This window comes from Tsukamurella conjunctivitidis (assembly GCF_007858475.1).
In the GTDB taxonomy this organism is placed as follows: domain Bacteria; phylum Actinomycetota; class Actinomycetes; order Mycobacteriales; family Mycobacteriaceae; genus Tsukamurella; species Tsukamurella conjunctivitidis.
Window position 1 is genome coordinate 1 of sequence record NZ_VIGX01000125.1, and the last position, 652, is coordinate 652.

The 652-nt window shown below is 58.6% G+C and carries 1 rRNA gene; it reads left to right on the plus strand.

The annotated features are described in order from the left end of the window. Positions 1-652: ribosomal RNA gene (locus FK530_RS24675) — 23S ribosomal RNA — on the plus strand; the annotation flags it as partial.

The following is a 652-nucleotide window of genomic DNA, read 5'->3' on the forward strand; positions in this document are numbered from 1 at the left end:
GTGGGGGTGTGATAGTGGGCGGGCGTTGCGTGTGCGGTGTTGTGGGGCTCATCTGGCCATCTTCTGCCGGGGGTGGGGATTGCGTGCTGCTTGGTTGGTGAATGGCCTGGGATGGTCGACCGAAGAGCGTGAGAGTCGTGTAGGCGGCTGGTGGTGCGTGGTTTGGGGTGGGTGCCCGAGTAGCGCGGGGCTCGTGGAATCTCGTGTGAATCTGCCAGGACCACCTGGTAAGCCTAAATACTACTTGGTGACCGATAGTGCATAGTACCGTGAGGGAATGGTGAAAAGTACCCCGGGAGGGGAGTGAAATAGTGCCTGAAACCGGACGCTGTCAAGCCGTCGGAGCCTTGAGGGGTGACGGCGTGCCTTTTGAAGAATGAGCCTGCGAGTCAGTGATGCGTGGCGTGCTTAACCCGTGTGGGGGATGCGTAGCGAAAGCGAGTCTGAAATATGGCGTTTGTCGCGTGTTCTGGACCCGAAGCGGGGTGATCTACCCATGGCCAGGTTGAAGCGATGGTAAGACGTCGTGGAGGACCGCACCCACCAGGGTTGAAAACCTGGGGGATGAGCTGTGGGTAGGGGTGAAAGGCCAATCAAACTCCGTGATAGCTGGTTCTCCCCGAAATGCATTTAGGTGCAGCGTTGTGTGTTG